Source organism: Achromobacter sp. UMC71 (genome assembly GCF_014170305.1).
Taxonomy (GTDB): domain Bacteria; phylum Pseudomonadota; class Gammaproteobacteria; order Burkholderiales; family Burkholderiaceae_B; genus Achromobacter.
This window is the reverse complement of record NZ_LZZT01000037.1, coordinates 68606-88276: the sequence shown is the minus strand read 5'-3', so window position 1 is coordinate 88276 and position 19671 is coordinate 68606. Positions and strand designations below refer to the sequence as shown.

Annotated in this window: 18 protein-coding genes and 1 pseudogene; 13 read left to right on the top strand and 6 right to left on the bottom strand. The window is 69.8% G+C overall.

The window, feature by feature from the left end; genetic code table 11:
• Positions 1-7: 7 nt before the first annotated feature.
• Genes A9974_RS18210 through A9974_RS18195 form a run of 4 tightly spaced genes read right to left on the bottom strand, consistent with a single transcriptional unit; the run spans position 8 to position 4439 of the window.
• Entirely contained in the window at positions 8-331 is a 324-nt protein-coding gene (locus A9974_RS18210; protein ID WP_183005569.1) for a zinc ribbon domain-containing protein, read from the bottom strand.
• A complete protein-coding gene (locus tag A9974_RS18205) occupies positions 328-1482 on the bottom strand; it encodes a thiolase family protein (RefSeq protein WP_183005568.1) in 1155 nt (384 codons plus the stop codon). Before A9974_RS18205 ends, A9974_RS18210 begins: the two co-directional genes overlap by 4 nt.
• Complete coding sequence (locus A9974_RS18200) at positions 1479-2792, bottom strand: MFS transporter (RefSeq protein ID WP_183005567.1); 1314 nt, start codon at positions 2790-2792, stop codon at positions 1479-1481. The genes A9974_RS18205 and A9974_RS18200 overlap by 4 nt, the downstream gene beginning before the upstream one ends.
• A 30-nt stretch (positions 2793-2822) precedes the next feature.
• Positions 2823-4439, bottom strand: coding sequence for an ATP-dependent acyl-CoA ligase (locus tag A9974_RS18195; protein ID WP_183005566.1), 1617 nt, complete (start codon positions 4437-4439; stop codon positions 2823-2825).
• A 159-nt stretch (positions 4440-4598) separates the two neighbouring features.
• Here A9974_RS18195 and A9974_RS18190 point away from each other — a divergent pair, with 159 nt between their 5' ends.
• Together A9974_RS18190 and A9974_RS18185 are read left to right on the top strand one after the other, a co-directional pair.
• Entirely contained in the window at positions 4599-5495 is an 897-nt protein-coding gene (locus A9974_RS18190; protein ID WP_183005565.1) for a LysR family transcriptional regulator, read from the top strand.
• Between the two features lie 163 nt (positions 5496-5658).
• Positions 5659-6540 (top strand): MBL fold metallo-hydrolase, encoded by an 882-nt coding sequence (locus A9974_RS18185; protein WP_183005564.1) that lies wholly within the window; start codon positions 5659-5661, stop codon positions 6538-6540.
• 58 nt (positions 6541-6598) lie between these two features.
• On the opposite strand, the gene A9974_RS18180 is transcribed toward A9974_RS18185, so the two are convergent.
• Both A9974_RS18180 and argC read right to left on the bottom strand, forming a co-directional pair.
• Positions 6599-7126, bottom strand: a complete 528-nt coding sequence (locus tag A9974_RS18180) for a DUF6622 family protein (protein WP_370539647.1) — start codon at positions 7124-7126, stop codon at positions 6599-6601.
• Between the two features lie 4 nt (positions 7127-7130).
• On the bottom strand, positions 7131-8075 hold the full coding sequence (gene argC / locus A9974_RS18175) for an N-acetyl-gamma-glutamyl-phosphate reductase (RefSeq protein ID WP_183005562.1): 945 nt from the start codon (positions 8073-8075) through the stop codon (positions 7131-7133).
• Positions 8076-8237: 162 nt separating this feature from the next.
• On the opposite strand from argC, the gene A9974_RS18170 reads away from it, so the two are divergent.
• From A9974_RS18170 to A9974_RS18120, 11 genes and pseudogenes are all read left to right on the top strand, one after another.
• A complete protein-coding gene (locus A9974_RS18170) occupies positions 8238-9128 on the top strand; it encodes a LysR family transcriptional regulator (RefSeq protein ID WP_183005561.1) in 891 nt (296 codons plus the stop codon).
• 9 nt (positions 9129-9137) lie between these two features.
• Positions 9138-9590: a MarR family transcriptional regulator gene (locus A9974_RS18165; protein ID WP_183005560.1), complete on the top strand. Its 453-nt coding sequence runs from the start codon at positions 9138-9140 to the stop codon at positions 9588-9590.
• 117 nt (positions 9591-9707) lie between these two features.
• Positions 9708-10828, top strand: a pseudogene (locus tag A9974_RS18160) (HPP family protein).
• A gap of 46 nt (positions 10829-10874) precedes the next feature.
• On the top strand, positions 10875-12386 hold the full coding sequence (locus A9974_RS18155; protein ID WP_183005559.1) for an ATP-binding protein: 1512 nt from the start codon (positions 10875-10877) through the stop codon (positions 12384-12386).
• Positions 12383-12997, top strand: coding sequence for a response regulator transcription factor (locus tag A9974_RS18150; protein WP_183005558.1), 615 nt, complete (start codon positions 12383-12385; stop codon positions 12995-12997). The genes A9974_RS18155 and A9974_RS18150 overlap by 4 nt, the downstream gene beginning before the upstream one ends.
• A gap of 140 nt (positions 12998-13137) precedes the next feature.
• The gene (locus tag A9974_RS18145) at positions 13138-13626 is read left to right on the top strand and encodes a heme-binding protein (protein ID WP_183005557.1); all 489 of its coding nucleotides are present in this window, start codon (positions 13138-13140) and stop codon (positions 13624-13626) included.
• A 146-nt stretch (positions 13627-13772) separates the two neighbouring features.
• Positions 13773-14288: a sigma-70 family RNA polymerase sigma factor gene (locus tag A9974_RS18140; protein ID WP_183005556.1), complete on the top strand. Its 516-nt coding sequence runs from the start codon at positions 13773-13775 to the stop codon at positions 14286-14288.
• Complete coding sequence (locus A9974_RS18135; RefSeq protein WP_183005555.1) at positions 14288-15238, top strand: FecR domain-containing protein; 951 nt, start codon at positions 14288-14290, stop codon at positions 15236-15238. Before A9974_RS18140 ends, A9974_RS18135 begins: the two co-directional genes overlap by 1 nt.
• 173 nt (positions 15239-15411) lie before the next feature.
• The gene (locus A9974_RS18130) at positions 15412-17823 is read left to right on the top strand and encodes a TonB-dependent receptor (protein WP_183005554.1); all 2412 of its coding nucleotides are present in this window, start codon (positions 15412-15414) and stop codon (positions 17821-17823) included.
• A gap of 2 nt (positions 17824-17825) precedes the next feature.
• Entirely contained in the window at positions 17826-18935 is a 1110-nt protein-coding gene (locus A9974_RS18125; protein WP_183005553.1) for a YncE family protein, read from the top strand.
• Positions 18932-19612 carry a PepSY-associated TM helix domain-containing protein gene (locus A9974_RS18120; protein ID WP_183005552.1) on the top strand — a complete coding sequence of 227 codons (681 nt, stop codon included), beginning with the start codon at positions 18932-18934 and terminating at the stop codon, positions 19610-19612. Before A9974_RS18125 ends, A9974_RS18120 begins: the two co-directional genes overlap by 4 nt.
• Positions 19613-19671: the final 59 nt, after the last annotated feature.

Here is a 19671-nt window from a genome sequence, read left to right as displayed (position 1 = left end):
GATTAAATCAAATGAATGAATCAAAGCCAAAGTCAGCCCACGGCAAGCCCACCCCCTGCTCGACCCGCGTCGTCAGTCGCAAGCGCTGCCCCACCCGCCCCGGCGCGGCAGTCAGGCGCACCACCAGCGCCGGTCCTTGCGGCAACGCCTGCACGGTGGCGATGAACCGGTCGTCTTCAGCCGTCGAGCCAGGCACGCGGGTCCAGGCCAGCAGTTCGGCCTCATCCACCACCACCGCGCGCGCCTGATCGTGGCCACAAGCAGGGCACCACAAGCGGGCCGGATACACCCGGTGCCCACAGCGCGCGCATTCGCTTACCGTGAAACTCATGCGTCCTCCCTGGCCAATACCGCCGCATTGGCGCACATGCCGTAGTGCAGTTGCACCATGCCGTAGCCGGTGGCTACGCCGTGCCTGACCCCAACCACCTGCCGCGCACCGGCCCGGCCTAGCAGTTGCCGCGCCACTTCAACCAGCCCATGCATGCCACCCGCCGTGCCAGCCTGCCCCGCCGACAGCTGCCCGCCCGCGGTGTTGACGGGCAAGGCGCGGGTCGCGATGCGGCGCGCGATGAAGCCCGGCAGGTCATCTGCCGGCGCCAGGCCCAGATCGCACAGCTGCGCCACGGCCATCGCCGGATAATCGTCGTACACGCCCACCACGTCCATGTCGTCCGGTCCCAGCCCGGCATCGGCCCACAGCGTGGCTGCGAACCCGGCAATGCCGGTGACCAGGCCGTCGCCCTCCTGCTGGTCGCCGTTGTAGCGCGCCCCGCTGGCCCGCAAGCTCACATGCACGCCGCCTGGCCGCGCCTGCAACACCAGCGCGCAGGCGCCGCTGACCACCGGCACGCAGTCCAACCGGCCCAACGGCGTCGCCACCATCGGCGCGTCCAGGTACTGCGCCAGCGTCAGCGGCTGGCGGTACGCGGCGTTGGGATTGTCGGCCGCCCAGGCGCGCTGCGCCACGCACAGCGCGCCATAGTCTTCGCGGCGCAGACCGGTCCGCGCCATCTGCCGCTGGGTCAGCATGGCGAACAGCGGATTGGGGCCGGCCGCGCCCAGCGGGCTCAGATAGTCCTGCGCGCTGCGGTTGTAGCCACGCACCAGCGCGGCAAAATCCGCGCCGGTGAAATGGTCGCCCGCCACCAGCACGATGGTGCGCGCCTGCCCGGCCAGCAAGGCCAGCCACGCGTGGCGCAGCATATTGATGGCGCTGGCGCCGCCCATCTCGTCCTGCATGCACCAGTTCAGCGACAGCCCCAGCCGCCACGCCAGGTCGATGGCGCGATCGGGCCGCAACGTGAACGAGGCCACGCCCAGGCCATCCACGTCGGCGGGCCGCAGGCCGGCATCGTCCAGCGCCCGCCGCACGGCCTGGGCGATCAACCCCGCCGTGCTGCAATCCGGCCCGGGATGGCGCAGCGCGGGCGTTTCCCCCACGCCGACAATGCCGGGGCCGCCAGCCCGCGCGCGGCTCACGCGGACTCCTGCCGCGGCGGTTCCCGCGTCAGCAGCAAGGTGACGACGGTGATGACCGCCATGCCCACCAGGAACCACGCCACGGGCGTGGCCGACTCATACTTGCGCAGCAGCGCCATGGCGATCAAGGGCGACAGGCCGCCGGCGAACACCGACGCCAGCTCGTGCCCCAGCGCCAGGCCGGTGTAGCGCACCTCGGGCGGAAACAGTTCGGCGAAGTACGCCGGCTGGGTGCCGATCATCGCGGCGTGGCACACGGTATTGCCCATGAAGAACGCCAGGAAGATCCAGAGCGGCTCCTTGGTCTGCACCAGCCAGAAAAACGGAAACGCCGCCAGCGCCAGGCCGGCCGAGCCGATCAGGTAGACCGTGCGCCGGCCGATGCGGTCCGACAAATGGCCGAACCACACCAAGGTGCCCAACTCGATAAACATGGACGCCAGCACGCCGCCCAGCATCACGTCGTTGGGAATGCCCAGGAACTTGCCGTAGGCCAGCGCAAACGCCAGGAAGATGTACGAACCGCCATTCTCGGCCACCCGCAGCCCCATCGCCGTGAACACCTGGCGCGGATAGCGGCGGAACACTTCCACGGCCGGCATGCCGCGCTTGGCGGTCTTGGCGGCCTGCACGAATTCCTCGCTTTCGGGGATGTGCTTGCGGATATACAGGCCCACGCCGAAGATCAGCACGCTCAGCAGGAACGGCAGGCGCCAGCCCCAGCTCATGAAGGCTTCCTGCGGCAGCTGTTGCGCCAGCATGAACACGCCGGACGACAGCACGAAGCCGCCCGCCACGCCCAACTGGCTGAATGACGAGAAATAGCCGCGGCGCTTGCCGCCCACGGCCTCGCTGATGAGCAGCACGCCGCCGCCCCACTCGCCGCCGGCCGCCGCGCCCTGCAGGATGCGCAGCAACACCATGGCCGCCGGCGCCCACATGCCGACCTGTTCATAGGTGGGCAGCAAGCCGATCAGGAATGTGGCCGCGCCCATGATGCCCAGGGTCCATTCCAGCGCCAGCTTGCGGCCATAGCGGTCGCCGATATGGCCGAACACCACGCCGCCCAGCGGCCGCGCCAGAAAGCCCACCGCGAAACCCGCGAAGGCGCCCATGGTGCCCAGCAGCGGGTCCGTGCCCTTGGGAAAGAACAGCTCGCCGAACACCAGCGCGGCCGCCGTGCCGTAGATGAAAAAGTCGTACCACTCCATCGCGTTGCCGGCGACAGACGCCATCACCACCTTGCGCGTGCGCTTTCTGCGGGCCTCGTCGTCGGCGCTGCGCGCCGTTCCCTTGTATGCCAACGTCATGGTTTTCCCCTTGTTGTGATCTGACAGGATCTAACGCGCCAGGCGATAGCCGGCGGCGTCGCGGTCCCAGGTATCGGCGGTGACGCCGTCGTCCCGCAGACGGAACTTGCGAACCTTGCCGTTCTCGGTGCGCGGCAGGTCATCCAGCACGCGCAGATAGCGCGGCACCGCGAAATACGGCATGCGCGGCTGGCAGAAATCCAGCAGCGCCTGCGGCGTCAGGTCGCAACCCGGCTTGTAGACCAGGGCCGCCATGACTTCGTCCTCGGCCAGTTCGGAACGCACGGCGTACACGGCCGCGACCGCCACCGACGGATGCGCCAGCAGCACCTGTTCGACCTCGTACGAGGAAATGTTCTCGCCGCGTCGGCGGATCGCGTCTTTCATGCGGTCCAGGAAGCGGAAATAGCCATCGGCGTCGCGCACCACCCGGTCGCCCGTGTGGAACCACAGGTTGCGCCAGGCTTCGACCGTCTGGTCGGCCATGCCGAAGTAGCCGGTAGCGATGGCGAACGGCGGACGCGCGCGCAGCAGCAGTTCGCCCGCCTGGCCGTCGGGCAGCGGCGCGTCGTGCGCGTCGGCCACGATGGCGTCGAACTCCGGCGCGACGCGGCCCATGGCGCCGGCGCGTTGCTGCGCCAGTGTGCCGCCCAGCGCGAAATTGGTTTCGGTGGAGCCGTAGCCTTCCAGCAGTGCGATGCCGGTGCGCGCGGTGAACGTGGCATGAAAGCGTTGCGGCACGCCCGGCGCCAGCGCGATGCGGGCGCGATGGCCGCTTTCGGCCGCCGACGGTTCGCGCGCCAGCAGCATGGGCACCATGGCGCCCAGCAGGTAGGTCACGGTGGCCCGAGTGGCTGCCAGCCGTTCGAAATACCGGCTGACCGAGAAGCGCGCGTCGCAGATGATGGACGCGCCCGTCGCCAGCGCCTGGAAGCAGGCATTCAAGGCGTTGGTGTGGAACAGCGGCAGGCTGGTGTAGAGCACGTCATCGCCCGTGATCTCCAGGTTGCGCGCGGCGATGACGCCCCACCAGTGGAACTGCGCGTGCGGGCAGCACACGCCCTTGGACAGGCCCGAGGTGCCGGAGGTATAGAGAATGGCCAGCATGTCGCCCGGCCCCAGGTCCGCGGCGGGCGCCGGTCCATCGGGCAAGGCAGGCAATGGCGAAGCGGCCGCGGGCAGGCCGGCTAACGGCGCTGCCTGCCGATCGCCGACGGCTTGGCCGTCCGCGTCGGCGGCATCGTCCAGCAGCCAGATGCGGCGCAGCGCCAGCGCCCCGCCCTCCACCGCGTCCAGCCCCGCCAGCGCGGGACAGGATGCGGCATCCGCCACCAGCAAGGTGCAGCCGCTATTGGCCAGGATGTGCCGCAACTGCATGCCCCGCGACGCGGTATTGATGGGCACCACCACCGCGCCCAGCCAGCCGCAACCCAGCACCAGCGACAGGAATTCGATGCGGTTGCCGGCCATCAGGCCCACGCGGTCGCCGCGCGCCACGCCGGCCGACGCCAGCAGCGCCGCCCAGCGCGCGGCCACGGTGGGCGCCTCGGCATAACGCAACGCGCCGCCCGGCGCCTGGACCCACAAGCGGTCGCCCTGGCGGGCAGCCTGATCGCGCAACAGCGACGGCAATGTCAATGCATGCATAACGCCTGCTTCCCCTTGTTGTCGGCGGCCGCGGGTCGTTGCCACGGCTCGTGAAAATTAGTCTAGGAATCAACTATTTATGTGTCAAATTTATGGGTATTATTTCCGGCATAAATCAGACTGATATCAAGGGCGAGCGTGGACTTCGATTTGAATCTCATGCGGGTTTTCCTGACGGTGCTGCACGAGCGCAGCGTCACCCGCGCGGCCGAACGGCTGCAGCTGACGCAGCCCGCGGTCAGCTATGCCCTGGGCCGCCTGCGCGAGAAATTCGACGACCCGCTGTTCGTGCGCACGCCGGCCGGCATGCAGCCCACGCCGGTAGCCTTCGCGCTTGCCGGCCCGATCGAACGCGGCATGAACAGCTTTGCCGAAGCGGTCAGCCTGCGGCAGCGCTTCGACCCCGCCCGCAGCACGCGGCGGTTCCGCCTGTCGATGTCGGATATCGGCGAAATGGTGTTCCTGCCGCTGCTGATGGAGCGCGTGCATGCGTTGGCGCCGCGCTTGCAGGTCGAAGTGGTGGAAATCGCGCTGGAACGCCTGCCGCAGGCGCTGCAGGATGGCGAGGTCGACCTGGCGATCGGCAACCTGGCGGGGCTGGGCCGGCACACGCGCCACGCGGACCTGTTCAGCGAACGCTATGCCTGCATGGGCCGCCGCGGCCATCCGGTGCTGTCGGCCGGCCTGACGCGCGGGCAGTTCAAGCGCCTGGATCACATCCTGGTGGACTCGCGCGCCAGCGCGCACCGGCTGCTGGACGACGTGCTGGGCGAAGCCGGGCTGCACCGCCAGCCCTACCTGACCCTGCCGCATTTTTCGGCCGCCGCCGAAATCGTGCGGCGCACGGATCTGACCGTGACGCTGCCGCACCGCGCCGCCGTCTGGTTCAACCGCGACGGCGCCTTCGAGATCCGGCCGCTACCGCTGGCGCTACCGCCGCTGAGCGTCACGGTGCATTGGCATCCGCGCTTTGAAAGCGATCCGGGCACCCGGTGGCTGCGGGCGCTGGTGGTGGACACATTGGCCGACCGGCCGGTGACGCCGATGCAGGACTGAACGCCGGTTGGCACAAGGCCTTGCGGCAATAACGGTGTATGCCCAAGACGCCCGCGCGCCCGACTTGTCCAGTATATGCAACAGACTCGCGCAGGTTTACCGGTTTATCTGGCCGATTGACGCAACTAGACTGCCATCACTCCCTTTTTTCCAGGAAACCGCCATGTCCCCCCTGCCTACCCTGCGCCGCCTGATTCCCGCCCTATCGCTGGCGCTCGCCATCCCCGGCCTTGCCGCCGCCGCCGATCTGAAGATCACGCCGTACAACCCTGGCAACGACGCCATCTTCCAGGTGTCGTCGGTGCTGGTGACCGGCCAGCATGACGCCATCCTGATCGACGCGCAGTTCGGCAAGTCGCAAGCCGAGCAGGTCGTGGCGCTGATCCGCGCCAGCGGCAAGAAGCTGACCACCATCTACATCAGCCACGGCGACCCGGATTTCTACTTTGGCCTGGACACCATCCTGGCCGCCTTCCCCGCCGCCAAGGTCGTGGCCACCGCCCCGACCGTGCGCCATATCCAGGAAACCGTGGACGCCAAGCTGGCGTTCTGGGGCCCCAAGCTAGGCGCCGACGCGCCGGCCAAGGCCGTGATTCCGCAGGTGCTGCAAGGCGACACGCTGACGCTGGAAGGCGAAACGCTGAAAGTGACCGGCCTGGACGGCCCGCAGCCGGACCGCAGCTTCGTATGGATCCCGTCGCAGCAAGCCGTGGTCGGCGGCGTGGTGGTGTTCGGCGGCCTGCACGTCTGGACGGCCGACACCCAGACGCCACAGTCGCGCGCCGACTGGCTGGCCACGCTGGCGCGTATCGACGGCCTCAAGCCCAAGACCGTGGTGCCCGGCCACTACGCGCCCGGCGCGCCGCTGAATCTGGAATCCGTGCAATACACGGCGAACTATCTGCGCGCCTTCGAGACCGAGGCCGCCAAGGCCGCCGACAGCGCCGCGCTGATCCAGGCCATGCGCGCCCGTTACCCGCAAGCGGGCGCCGCCCCCTCGCTGGAGATCAGCGCGAAAGTCGCCAAGGGCGAAATGAAATGGTGATGCAAGAGGCAGGCTGAACCTGCCTGCCAGACGACGCTGCGGGCCCGGCGCGGCCGGGTCACCGCCGCGCCAATGACGCCCGCAACGCCAGATGCCGCAGGTGCCATACCTGCGACAGCGTGCCGCCCCAGAACATGCCGTCGATCCACCCGGACACGCCGCCGAACGCCGCCGAAAACGCGGCATCGGCCGCCAGGCCATGGTCTTGCGCCAGCATCGCCATCAAGGCGAACTTGGACACGAAGGCCAGCACCAGCAGCACCAGGGTGATAGGCGACCCCGGCCGCTCGATCATCCGCGTCTCCGGGTAGTAGGTGGCGCGGCCCGCGCGCAGCCACAGCACCCAGCCGATCGCGCCACCCACCAGCGCGCCGCCGGCGAAGGCCTCGTAGGCAGACCGCAGATCGGTGACCTCGCCGTGGATGGACACCAGCACCCATACCAGGAACAGGATGGGCAGCAGGAAGGTTCGCGCCACCGACATACGGCGCGGACGCAAGGCGCGGATGCCGCGATATAGCAAGAAGACGAACAGCGCCCATACCCAGAGCGGCGCGCGCCTCGCCCGGAACCCTGGCGCCGCCAGGGCTTCAGGCCTCGGCCAGCGCCATCGCCTCCAGCATCAGATCCAGGTTCTGCACCGCCGCGCCCGAGGCGCCCTTGCCCAGATTGTCGAACACCGCGGTCAGCAGCACCTGGCCATGCGCGTCATTGCCGTAAACCGCCAGCCGCAGATGATTGGTGCCATTCAGCGCCTGGGGATCCAGGTGCGTATGCGCGGCCGCGACTTGCGGCGCCACCACCTGCACGTACTGCGCGCCGTCGTAGTGCCGCGCCAGGCATTGCTGCAGCTGCTGCGCGGTGACGCCCGCCGGCAGCAGGCGCAATTGCAGCGGCACGGTCAGCACGATGCCCTGGCGGAACGCGCCATACGACGGCACGAAGATGGGCCGCTGCGTCAGCCCCGCATGGCGCTCGATTTCCGGCGTGTGCTTGTGCGCCAGGCCCAGGCCGTAGACCTGGAACGCCGGCCCGCCCGCCGCGCCCGCGCCTTCGTAGGCATCCACACTGGCGCGGCCGCCGCCCGAATAGCCGGACACGGCATGCACGCTCAGCGGATAGTCGGCCGGCACCAGACCCGCTTGCACCAGCGGCCGCAACAAGGCGATCGCGCCGGTGGGGTAGCAGCCCGGATTGCTCACGCGCTTGGCCTGGGCGATGCGCTGCGCCTGGCCCTCGGCCATTTCCGGAAAACCGTAGACCCAGCCCGCCGTGGTGCGGTGGGCGGAGCTGGCGTCGATCACCCGCACTTCGGGGTTGACGACGGACGCCGCGGCCTGGCGCGCCGGTTCGTCCGGCAGGCACAGGATGGCGATGTCGCAAGCATTGATGGCTTCAGCGCGCCGCTGCGGATCCTTGCGGTCGGCAGCCGGCAACGTCACCAGGCGCAGGTCGCTGCGGCCTTGCAGGCGTTCGTGGATCTGCAGACCGGTAGTGCCCTGGTCGCCGTCGATAAATACTAGGGGGTGGGTCATGAACGTAGCCATCCTGAAAAGCCGGCCTGGCGCCAGCGGGTCGTCAATCGATGCCGGTACAAGGTCGCCCTGCACCGGCGATGCCCATCATTGCCTACTCTTCCAGATAGCAAAAGTCGAATATCATGACGATCTGATTCAGACTTTCTGAACGTCACCATCATGCGTGAAATCAATCTGGACCGCTTGCGCACCCTGGTCGCCATCGCCGATCTGGGTTCGTTCGCCGACGCCGCCCGCGCGCTGCACCTGGCGCCGCCCACGGTGAGCCTGCACGTGGCCGACCTCGAGGCCCGCATCGGCGCGCCGCTGTTGACGCGCAAGCGCGGCCAGGTGCGCCCCACCCCGATCGGCGACACCCTGCTCGAACGCGCGCGCCGCCTGCTGGCCGAGGCCGACCAGGCGCTGGACGACGTGCAGCGGCAGGTGCAGGGCCTGGGCGGCCGGGTGCGGCTGGGCGCGTCCACCGGCGCCATCGCGCATCTGCTGCCCCAGGCGCTGGAAGCGCTGGGGCGCGACCACCCCGGCATCGACGTGCAGGTGGCGGTGCTGACGTCGCAGGAAACGCTGCAACAGCTGACCGAAGGCGCGCTGGATGTCGGCCTGGTGGCGTTGCCGCAGCCGCCGGTGCCGGGCTTGCTGCTGCGTCCGTGGCGGCGCGACCCCATCATGGCCTTCCTGCCCGCCGGCTGGAAGGCGCCCGCGCGCATCTCCCCGGCCTGGCTGGGCGAACGGCCGCTGATCCTGAACGACGCCAGCACCCGGCTGTCGCGCCAGACCGGCGAATGGTTCGCCGGCGCCGGCCTGAATCCGCGTCCGCGCATCCAGCTGAACTACAACGACGCCATCAAGAGCCTGGTGGCCGCCGGCTACGGCGCCACGCTGCTGCCGCACGAAGCCACCGCGCCACAGCCCGACCCGCGCATCGCCATGCGGCCGCTGCGCCCGGCGTTGTGGCGGCCGCTGGGCATCGCGCATCGGGCCGGCCAGGTCGAACGCGCCACCCAGCACGTGCTGGATGCGCTGTGGGCGCTGCGGGAAGGGCCGCATTAGAATCGGCCCGTGAAACGACCCAAGCCCCCCGCCCTGCCGTCCGCCACGGACTACGAATTGCTGGCCGATTTCCGCTATGCGCTGCGCAAGTTCGCCGCCTTCAGCGAAAACGCCGCCGCTGGCCTGGACCTGATGCCGCAACAGCATCAGGCGCTGCTGGCCATCAAAGGCAGCCGCGCCGGCGCGCCCGCGCGCCGCGGCCTGTACGTGGGCGAAATCGCCGAACGCCTGCTGGTCCGTCCGCACACCGCCGCCGAGCTGGTCAACCGCCTGGAACGACTCGACCTGGTGCGCCGCGAGGCCGACCCCGAAGACGGCCGGCGCGTGCAAGTCGTGCTGACCGGCAAGGCCGAACGCATCCTGGAAAGCCTGTCGGCCTCGCACCTGGAAGAACTGCGCGCCATGCGGCCGCTGCTCACCCGCCTCTTGACCCGCATCGACGACGACACGCCCGAGCATTGAGCGGCCGGCGGGGCGCCACGCGCCCTCGGCAACCGCCATGCCCCCAAGCCGTCCGCGGCAGGACACCGTGATAAATTGTCGTCCCCCGATATATTCAACGGGTGCAAGGAGAGGGTCTTGGCTGTGGGTATCAAGCGCTGGCTGGGCGCGTTCGCGCCGGCGCCGGTGGGCGTCAACGGACGCGAAAAGCTCTATGGCGCGCTGGGCGCGCTGGTCGGGCTGTTCTGCACCGAATGGGTGGGCCGCCACGCGCTGGGCGTTGCCAGCCCCTGGTTTATCGCGCCCATGGGCTGCTGTTCGCCGCCCCCGCCAGCCCGCTGGCCCAGCCCTGGTCCATCCTGGCGGGCAACCTGGTGTCGGCCCTGATCGGCGTGTTCTGCGCCCATTTCATCGGCAATCCCGGACTGGCCGCCGCCATGGCCGTGGCGCTGGCCATCGGCGCCATGTTCACGCTGCGCTGCCTGCATCCGCCCAGCGGCGCCGTGGCCCTGACCGCGGTGCTGGGCGGCCCGCCCGTCGCGGCGCTGGGCTACGGCTTCGTGCTGTGGCCGGTGGGTCTCAATTCCGTCATCCTGCTGTGCATCGCCGTGGTCTTCAATGGCCTGCTCAAACGCAACTATCCGCGCCGCCATGCCGAACCCGCGCCCGGCCACCACACGCGCGACCTGGCGCCCAGCGCCCGCCTGGGCTTTTCGCGCGCCGACCTGGACCAGGCCCTGGCGCAGCGCGGCGAGCTGCTGGACATCAGCAAGGAAGACCTGGAAGACATTGTGCTGGCGGCCGAGCTGCGCGCCAGCACCCGCCGTTTTGGCGACGTGCGCTGCGCCGACATCATGTCGCGCGACGTGGTCTCGGTGCAGCAGCAGGACCCGTTGGACTACGCCGTGCGGCTGTTCGACAAGCACCGGCTGCAATGGCTGCCGGTGCTGGATGCTTGCGGCCGCTACGCCGGCATGCTGGCGCAAGGCGACGTGCTGGCGCGCAAGAGCCGGCCGGCGCCCGCGGGCGGCGCACCCGCCGATCTGCGGGTGGCGGACTGCATGCGCTCCGAGGTGCCGTTCGCCACGCCTGCCCTGCCCGCCGTGGAACTGGCGCGCCCCATGTCCGACCACCTGCATTGCGTGCCGGTGCTGGGCGAGGACCGCACGCTGGTCGGCCTGGTGACCCAGTCCGACCTGGTGGCCGCGCTGTACCAGATGACCGTGTCCGCCGCCGCCCAGAGCGCCCCCCCTCCGTAGCCCTACGGATTCCGGTCGGGGTTCGCCGCAAGGCATAATTTCAAGCGTGAATCCCCTCTTGCGCCATCGCGCCCTCTTCTACTGGCTGGTCCTGTTCCTCGTCGGCGCCCTCTGGATCGGCCGCCAGAACTACGTCGACCAGTACGACCGCTTTTTCCAGGACACCAGCATCGCGCAACGCATGCTGAGCCAGAAAGCGGTGCAGCACGAAGCCGTGTTGGCGACGCTCTCGGCGCTGTCGCACCCGCCCGCCCCCGAACGCCTGTTCCCCAGCCTGCAACCGGCCATGCCGCAGCTGCAGGGGCTGGGCTACCTGCCTGGCGGCGCCTGGGCCGGCAGCACGGACGAGCCTCCCGGCCTGGCGACGGCGGTGGCGCAAGCCCGCAGCCTGGGCCGCCCGGTGGTGCTGCCGCGGGATGCTGCCCGCTACTGGCTGGTGGCGCCGTCCAGCTGGAGCCTGCTGGTGGACGCGCGCGATCTGGTCGCGCCCGCCGACCTGCCCGCGGGGCTGGCCAACCTGACTCTCGCCATCGGCCAGGCCCCGCTGACGCTGCTGGCGCGCCAGCCCGATGCCACCGGCCCGGGCTGGCCGCTGGCGTTGTCCAAGCCGCTGGGTGCGGCCAGCCAGCCTTTCATGCTGCACAGCCTGCGTACCCTGACGCCCGCCTCATGGCCTTGGCTGCCGTGGCTGCTGTGGGGCCTGACCAGCGCGCTGCTGGTCGCGGGCGTGACGGCCACGCGACGGTCGCGCGCCGATGCGCGCCGCCAGCAGGAACAGGCGCGCCTGGCGGCCATGGCGCGCTTGAGCACGCTGGGCGAAATGGCCGCCGGCATCGCCCACGAACTCAATCAGCCCCTGACCGCGATCCTGGCGCAGACCCGCGCCGCGCAGCGCCTGCTGGACGACGAAGACGAACGCCCCGCCGTGCGCCATGCCTTGCTGGCCAGCGCCGAGCAGGCCAAGCGCGCCGCCGACATCATCAGCCGCATGCGCGCGTTGGTGCAGCCGCGCGTCCCCGGCCGGCGCGAAGCGCTGGACCCTGACGCGCTGGCCGCCTCGCTGCAATTCCTGCGCGAACCCGAACTGGCCCGCCAGGGCATCCGCCTGACGTGGCGCAACGCCAACCCCGGCGCGCGGCCGCTGGGCGACCGCGTCGCGCTGGAGCAGATCTTGCACAATCTGGTGCAGAACGCGGCCGACGCGCTGGTGGCAGCGCCGATATCTCCACCTGCCCCGCCCGGCGCCAATGCGCCGCCCGGCACGCCGCTGCCTCTGCGCGCCGATGCGCCCAGCCAACGCGAGATCTCCCTGGATGGCTGCGTGCAAGGCGACGCCTATGTCTTCAGCGTCAGCGACAACGGCCCCGGCATCCCCGCCGACGCGCTGCCGCGCCTGTTCACGCCGTTCTACACCACCCGCGAGCAAGGCATGGGCCTGGGGCTGGCGCTGTGCGAAACGCTGGCTGGCGCCATGGACGGCCGTCTGGCCGCGCGCAACCTGCAACCGTCCGGCGCCTGCTTCACCGTGACGCTGCCGCTGGCCAAAGGCGCCGCATGAACGTTCCCGATCATTCCCCGCTGGTCTACCTGGTCGACGACGACGACGCCGTGCGCGACGCGCTGGCGCTGCTATTGCGCAGCGTCGGCCTGCGCAGCGAGGGCCATGCCGATCCGCAGGCCTTCCTGGACGGCCTGTCGCCGCACACCATCGGCTGCGTGGTGCTGGACATCCGCATGCCCGGCATCAGCGGGTTGGATGTGCTGGCGCGCCTGGCCGACACCTCCGACCTGCCCGTGGTGATGCTGACCGGCCACGCCAACGTCGACCTGTGCCGCCGTGCCTTCAAGGGCGGCGCCATGGAGTTCCTGCAAAAGCCGGTGGACGACGACGTGTTCCTGGATGCCGTGCAGGCCGCCGTGCGCACCCACATCGCCAGCCGCGAACGGCTGGCCGTCACGCAGGCGGCCAGCGACCGCCTGGCGCGCCTATCCGTGCGCGAACGCGAAGTGCTGGAACGTATCGTGCAGGGCCTGAGCAACAAGGAAATCGCGCGCGAGTTCGACCTGTCGCCGCGCACGGTCGAGACCTACCGCGCCAACGTCTTCGCCAAGCTCGAAGCCGACTCGCTGGCGCAGTTGATCCGCCAGTACGCGTCGCTGCTGGCCTGATCCGGGCGCGGCGTGGCGGCCTGCGACGCCGGGCCTCCGTAGCGCTACGGAGAAGCGTGAGTAATCGGGCGTATACCGCCGATCCCGCCTTTTGGCCACACTGACTGCTCCTGATCCCCATTCGAAAAAAGGACGCAGACATGACCCGCCACACGCTCGCCGCACTGGTTTCCACCCTGGCCTTCACCGGCGCCGCCCATGCCGCCGTGCTGAACGAAAGCAACATCTCGACCGCCGACGCGCAGAAGCTGGCCACCTTGGCAGTCGCCGCGTGCCAGGCCAAGGGCTATAACGTCAGCGCGTCGGTGGTTGACCGCGCCGGCCTGCTCAAGGCCTTCGTGCGCGGCGACAATGCCGGCCCGCACACCATCGAAGCCAGCCGCGCCAAGGCCTTCACGTCCGCCTCGGCCAAGGCGCCGACGCTGGCCATGATGGAAAACGCGCAGAAGAACCCCGGCGCCGCCAACCTGACCGACATCCCCGGCTTCCTGCTGCTAGGCGGCGGCGTGCCGATCAAGGCCGGCGCCAACGTCATCGGCGCCATCGGCGTGGCCGGCGCCCCGGGCGGCAACCTGGACGCGCAATGCGCCGACGCCGTGCTGGAAGAAAACGCCGCGCTGTTCAAGTAAGCCGTTCCAGGCTGGCCCTGCCCACGGCCCAAGGCACGCTTGCCGCCTGATACGGCCAGCGCCAGCCTGTTTTCAACGATGGCGGTCCGGGCCTGAATAGATATAATAGGAACCATTCCCATTATTCTTTCAGGTCTGGAGTTTCCGTGCCGCCCGGCGATCTACCGGCTCCGCATGCCGTCGACACGCTCTACCGCTCGCATCACGCCTGGCTGACTTCCTGGTTGCGCCGCCGTCTGCGCGACGACCACGACGCCGCCGATCTCGCGCAAGACACCTTCGTGCGTCTCATGGCGGCCCGCGACACGCCGGGCCTGCGCGAGCCGCGCGCCTTCCTGACCCGCATCGCCCATGGCCTGGTGGTCAACCTGTGGCGCCGCCGCGAGCTGGAACACGCCTACCTGCAAGCGCTGGCCCAGCGCCCCGAAGCCACCACGCCGTCACCCGAGCGGCGTGCGCTGGTACTGGAAGCCCTGCTCCAGATCGACGCCATGCTGCACCGGCTGCCCGCCCGCGCCCGCCAGGCCTTTCTGCTGTCGCAACTGGGCGGCCACACCTATGCCGACATCGCACTGCGGTTGGACGTCTCCGAACGCATGGTCAAGAAATACATGTCGCAGGTAATGCTGCAGTGCCTGCTGATCGCGGACGGGGTCTGGTGATGGGCGCCGCGCTTCCCGACCGCCGTGTATTGCAAGCCGCCGCCGACTGGTTCGCCCGCCTGGGCGACGAGCGCGCCGGCCCCGACGACACTCGGCTGTGGCAAGCCTGGCTGGCGGCCACCCCGGAACATCGCCGCGCCTGGGACGCCGTCAGCGCCATCAGCGCCCGCTTCGATGCCGTGGCCGGCCAGCCCGCGCTGGACGCCCTGACCCTTGCCGGACAAGGCCGCCGCCGCGCGCTGCGCACGCTGATGCTGCTGGCCGGCGCCGGCGGCGTGGGCGCCGTGGCCTGGAACCAGCCCGCCAGCCGCCGCCTCTGGGCCGACCTGCGCACCGATGTCGGCCAGACGCGCCAGGCCACGCTGGAAGACGGCTCGCGCCTGTGGCTGAACACCGCCAGCGCCGTCAACCTGCGCTTTGACGCGACGGCGCGCCGGGTCGTGCTGGTCGATGGCGAAGCGCTGATCGACACCCATGCCGATTCCCGCACCCCCGCCCGCCCCTTCCTGCTGGATGTGGGCTATGCGCAATTGCAGGCGCTGGGCACACGCTTTGCCGTACTGCGCGACCGCGGCCGCGCCTGGCTGGACGTCTACGCCGGCGCGGTGCGGATCCAGCCCGCCGACACCGCCAGCCGCGTCGCCCAAGCCGGCACGCGCACCGCGTTCTCCGCCCGCGCCATCGGCCCAGCCGAACCCCTGGACCTGACCCGCGATGCCTGGACCCGCGGCGAGCTGGTTGCCGACGGAATGCCGCTGGCCCGCTTTGCCGCCGAACTGGCGCGCTATCGCCGCGGCTTCGTCACCTGTACCCCCGAGATCGCGCAGCTGCCGCTGGTGGGCGTGTTCCCGCTGGCCGACACCGATCGCATCCTGCGCGCTCTGGAGGCCACCCTGCCCGTGCGCGCCCATCGCCTGCTGCCCGGCTGGGTAAGGCTGGAAGCGACTTAACGGCAGGCCGATCAACGGCAGGCGGAGCCACCGCCATGTCGGGCGGCCCGGCGGGCGGCGTGCAGCCAGGTCTTTTTTGTAACAGCAGCCCATTCCCGGTTCCTCTTTTTCCTTCTCGCTTGGCATGCCAGATGTACGCCACGTTTTTGCGCGTCCTGCCGCCAAGGAATCCCATGCACGTCCCCACTCTCTCTTCTCCGCTCCTGGTCCGCGCGCTGGCTCTCGCGCTGGCCGCTCCGGCCCCCCTGCTGATCGCCGCGCCAGCCCATGCCCAGGTCCAGGCTGCCACCGCGTTCCAGATCGCCCCGGGGCCGTTGTCGCAGGCGCTCAGCCAGTTCGCCAGCCAGGCCGGCGTGACGCTATCCCTGGACGGCCGTCTGGTAGCCGGCAAACAGAGCCCGGGCCTGTCGGGCCCGTACGGCGTAGACCAGGGCTTTGGCCGCCTGCTCGACGGCACGGGGCTGCGCGCCGAGCGGCGCTCGGACAACGTCTACACCGTGCGGCCGCTGCCCGCCGCCGATGACGCCGCGCAGCTGGACGCGGTCACCGTGGTGGGGGCCACCCTCGCCAACCCCAGCTACCAGCCCGAGCCGGTCGCCAACATCAGCCGCTCCTCCCTGGCGGTGCTGGACCAGCCACAGGCGGTCAACGTGGTGCCGGCGCAGGTGCTGCGCGACCAACGCCCGCGCAACCTGGACGACGCGCTGATCAACGTCAGCGGCATCACCCAGGGCAACACCCTGGCCGGCACCCAGGACACGCTGATGAAGCGCGGCTTCGGCGCCAACCGCGATGGCTCGATCATGCACAACGGCATGCCGCTGGTGCAGGGCCGCGCCTTGAACGCGGCCGCCGATTCGGTCGAGGTGCTCAAGGGCCCGGCCTCGCTGCTGTACGGCATCATGGACCCCGGCGGCGTCATCAACATCGTCAGCAAGCGCCCGTCGCTGACCCCCTATCACGCCATCACCCTGACCGGCTCCACCTATGCCCACGGCCGCGACGGCGCCGGGGCCACGCTGGACAGCACCGGCCCGATCGGCGATTCGCGGCTGGCCTACCGCCTGGTGGTGGACACCGTCAACGAAGACTACTGGCGCGACTTCGGCCGCCGCCGCGACACGCTGGTGGCGCCGTCGCTGGCCTGGTACGGCGAAGACACCCAGATCGTGGCGTCCTACGAACACCGCGACTACCTGTACCCGTTCGACCGCGGCACCTCGCTGGACCCCACCACGGGCAAGCCGCTCGCCATCCCGTCGCGCCGCCGTCTGGACGAGCCCTACAACAACATGTGGGGCAGCACCGAGTTGGCGCAGATCACCGTGGACCAGCGCATCACCGACAACTGGAAAGCCCACCTGGGCTACAGCTGGAACCAGGAGCGCTACGACGCCAACCAGGTCCGCGTGACCAGTATCGACCCGGTGGCCGGCACCCTCAAGCGCAGCAACGACGGCACCCGCAGCGCCCTGTCTACCGACCACTACGTGATCGGCTATGTCGATGGCCGCCTCGATCTGGGCGGCCTGCGCAACGACGTGCAGGTCGGCGCCGACTACGAGCGCCGCAAGATCTTCCGCTCCGACCTGATCCGGCAGAATCTTTCCAAGCCCTTCAGCTACGTCAACCCGGTCTACGACCAGCAAGACCCGGGCAATACCGTGGTGGCCAGCGACAGCGACCAGACCGACAAACTGCGCGCCACCTCGTTCTTCCTGCAGGACTCGCTGCATCTCACCGAACGCTGGATCCTGGTCGGCGGCCTGCGCTATCAGCACTACGAACAGCTGGCCGGGCGCGGCCGCCCGTTCAAGACCAATACCGATATCGAAGGCGGCAAGTGGCTGCCGCGCGCCGGCCTGGTCTACAAATGGACGCCCGAGGTGTCGCTGTATGGCAGCTACACCGAGTCGCTCAAGCCCACGTCCACCATCGCCCCGCTGACCAGCGGCACCGTGATCGATTCGGGCGTCGCGCCCGAGCAGGCCAAGTCGTGGGAAATTGGCCTGAAATGGGACATGCCGGGGCAGACCACCGGCACCCTGGCCCTGTTCGACATCCGCAAGCGCAATGTGCTGGTGTCGCAGTACAACGACGCCACCAAGCTGACCGACTGGCGCACCAGCGGCGCGGCGCGTTCGCGCGGCATCGAGCTGGACGTGAGCGGTTCGCTGTCGGCGCGCTGGGACTTCATGGCCAGCTACGCGTACCTGGACGCCCGCACCACCGATGATCCGCTCTACCAGGGCAACCGCCTGTGGAACGTGGCCCAGCACACCGGGTCGTTGGCGCTGGTGTACAACGCCGGCCAGATCGGCGAAGGCCGCCTCCGCCTGGGCACCGCCGCCCGCTACGTCGGCACCCGTCCGGGGGACTCGGCCAATTCCTTCGTGCTGCCGGCCTACACCGTCGTCAACGCCTTCGCCACCTACGACACCCGCGTAGCCGGCCGCAACGTGCAGTTCCAGTTAAACGTGAACAACCTGTTCGACCGCACCTACTACACGTCCAGCGCCAACCAGTACTTCATTTCGATGGGCGACGCGCGCCAGTTCGTGCTGTCGACCCGGGTGGAGTTCTAAGCATGGCGCCGCAACGATATGCCGCCGCCCCGCTGACCGCCAAACTCATGACGCGGGCGGCATCCGGGCTGATGGCCGCGGCCCTTGCCGTCCTGACCGCGCCGGCGCATGCCGGCGCCGATCCCATCGTCGCCGAACGCGGCGCCACGGTGCTGCCCGGCAGCGGCCACAGCTGGGGCTTTGCCGCGCTGGCGCAGGACGGCCGGCAACTGCTGCTGTCTCGCCGCGAGAACGGCCTGACGGTCTGGGACGCCGCCCGCCGAGAGGTCCTGGCCGACATCCCCGGCACCGAAGGCGCCAATGCGGCCGTGGCCGTGCCCGACGCGGACCGGCTGTACGTTGCGGCCATGGACGGCAGCGTCATCGTGATCCGCGCCTCCGACAGGCAGGTGCTCAAACGCGTGCCAGTGGACAGCGGCAATCTGAACAACGCGCTGTTCGATCCCGCCAGCGGCCAGGTGCTGCTGACCAGCGGCCGCCGCGGCGCGGTGTCGCGGGTGTACCGGCTGGATCCAGCCTGCGATTGCGTGCGCGCCAGCCTGGACCTGCCAGCCGCCAAACTCGATGCGCCCACCCTGCTGGCGCCGGGGTTGATGGCCGTGCCGATGCGCGATGAAGGCCGCATCGCCGTCATCGACCTGCGCCGCATGGCCCTGCGTCACGTCTGGGAACCGCCGCAATGCCCGCGCCCCAGCGCGCTGGCGGCCGATCCCGCTGGCAAGCGCCTGTTCGTGGCCTGCCGCGGCGCGGCGCCGCGCGTGCTGAGCCTGGACGCAGACACTGGCGCGCTGTTGGCCAGCGCCGCCGCCGGCCGCGACATCAACGCGCTGGCCTACGACGGCCGCCGCGGCTGGCTGCTCGCGCCCAGCGGCGCCGACGCCCGGCTGTCGATCTACGACGCCAGCCGGCTTGACGCCTTGCGCCGCCTGGCTTCTGTGGGCACCCGCCCCTGGGCCCACAACATGGCGTACGACGCCACGCGCGGCATCGCCTACCTGCCCAGCATGGACGATACCGAGGTCTACCCGGCCGACGGCAGCGAGGCCTCGCGGTATTTCAGCGCCGGCAGTTTCACGGTGACAGCGCTGCGCTTGCGGGAGCCGCAACCATGAGCAAGCCTGTGCCGGTTGCCGCAGGCGCGCCTGCCGCCACCCGTCCGCGGCCGCCTACCCGGCGCGGCGCCTATCTGAAGGCGCTGCGCAAGGCACATGGCTGGCTGGGCCTGTGGGGGGCCCTGCTGGGCCTGTTGTTCGGGGCCAGCGGCATTTTGCAGAACCACCGGGCGGTACTGAAGATCGATATGCCCGGGCCGGTGGTGGAAACACTGCAGCTGCAGGCGCCGCCGGGGCTGGGGCGAACGGATGCGGCGGTGGGGCAATGGCTGCAACAGGCGTTGAAGCTGGACAAGCCCGTGGAACGCATCCGCAAGGAAGCGGCGCACGACGTGCATTGGGGAGACGTGACCGCGCGTCAACCCGAGAAATGGCAAGCGCTGTTTCGGGCCCCGGGATATCAGGTGCAGGTGGAGTTCTGGCCGTCGAGCGGGGCGGCCAGTGCGCGGCGCAGCGTGGCGGGATGGTGGGGCGTGGTGCAGAACTTCCATCGCGCCAACGGGGTGGGCGTGGGGTGGGTGCTGTTGTCCGATTCCGTCGGGGGGGCGCTGATTGCGTTGTGCTTGACCGGGGTGTTGCTCTGGACGGAGTTGGAGAGACGCAAGCTTGTCGGGGTGGTCGTGGGTTTGGGCTCGGTGGTGGCGTTAGTGCTGGCGGTGGGATTTTCCTGGGCTTGAGCCGATGAGCAGGCGTGTCCCGGCGCCTGCCTTGGGCGGGGCGCTTCGCGGCCGCGCTT